Source organism: Alteromonas sp. S015 (assembly GCF_036864485.1).
In the GTDB taxonomy this organism is placed as follows: domain Bacteria; phylum Pseudomonadota; class Gammaproteobacteria; order Enterobacterales; family Alteromonadaceae; genus Alteromonas.
Window position 1 is genome coordinate 1 of record NZ_JAZETO010000023.1, and the last position, 1,144, is coordinate 1,144.

General features: G+C 44.3%; 1 protein-coding gene. It reads right to left on the bottom strand.

Annotated elements, in window-relative coordinates; translation table 11 throughout:
• Positions 1-753, bottom strand: a 753-nt coding sequence (locus V7R42_RS19860) for a flagellin N-terminal helical domain-containing protein (protein WP_334022394.1), incomplete at its 3' end; no start/stop codon positions are given.
• Positions 754-1,144: the final 391 nt, after the last annotated feature.

Below are 1,144 nucleotides of genomic sequence, written 5' to 3' on the forward strand. Positions count from 1 at the left end.
TGCACGTTTTTTATCCACAACAGCAATCAAATTATCCATACCGGCCAAAACGGCTTGCGCGTTTGCCTGTGAAGATACGCTTATTCCTGTAGCTTGGAACGTATCGGAAAACGTATAGCTTGTTGCAGCAACACCGCCTGTTGCGTTTTCACTTAACCCTTCTAAGTTTGAACCTAATGACTCTCCAGTTACCGCACTGGCAATACCTGCTATACCAGATAGTGTGAAGCCACCGTTCGCTGATAACGAGTTCGCCGTACCACCAACGTTTTGCATACTGAAACCAATAGTTTGTACCGCATCGGCACCCACCTGGAAATTCGCTTCGTACGTACCATTTAGCAGGTTTTGCCCACCAAACGTAGTATCTTCTGCAATACGGTTTACTTCCGTCATCAATGCGCGCATTTCTTCCTGAATGGCGAGGCGATCTTCATCGGTGTTTGAACCATTCGCTGCCTGAGAAGCTAGGGTACGCACTCGCTGGAACATACTTGTCACTTCATTCATTGCGCCTTCTGCGGTTTGCGCTAATGAAATACCGTCATTGGCATTACGGTTACCCTGATTTAAGCCTTGAACTTGCGATTCAAGACGATTTGATATTTGTAAACCCGCGGCATCATCAGATGCACTATTGATACGGAAACCTGATGATAAGCGTTGGAACGCTTGATCCAGGTTATTCCCAGAGTTCATTAATTGACGCTGAGCATTTAACGAGCTTACGTTTGTATTTACATATAAGGCCATGCTTACACCCTCAACCTGTGTATTTAAAGTAATCACCGAAAAAACTTCCGGCTTACATAGGTTATCGGGCGGCAACCCTTTTCCTTTAGTAAAATATTAACATTGCCGCTTTTTTCTCTATGCGCCCGCCTCCTTAATAAACACTGGACTACGCATAAGGCAATGATTTTCCGCCCTAAAGTTCTAAAGAGGCAAAAGTATTTCTAGGAAGATTTTTGCGAATTGTAAGTGCTATGTGGAGCTCATTCATGAGCATCATTTGAATCGGTCGTTAAAAAAGCCCGCATTCACGGGCTTTTATGAGAGATTGAGAGAGAATTCGAGAGAGTATGATTACCCTAGTAGGCTTAGTGCAGCCTGTGGACGTTGGTTTGCCTGAGCTAATATCGTT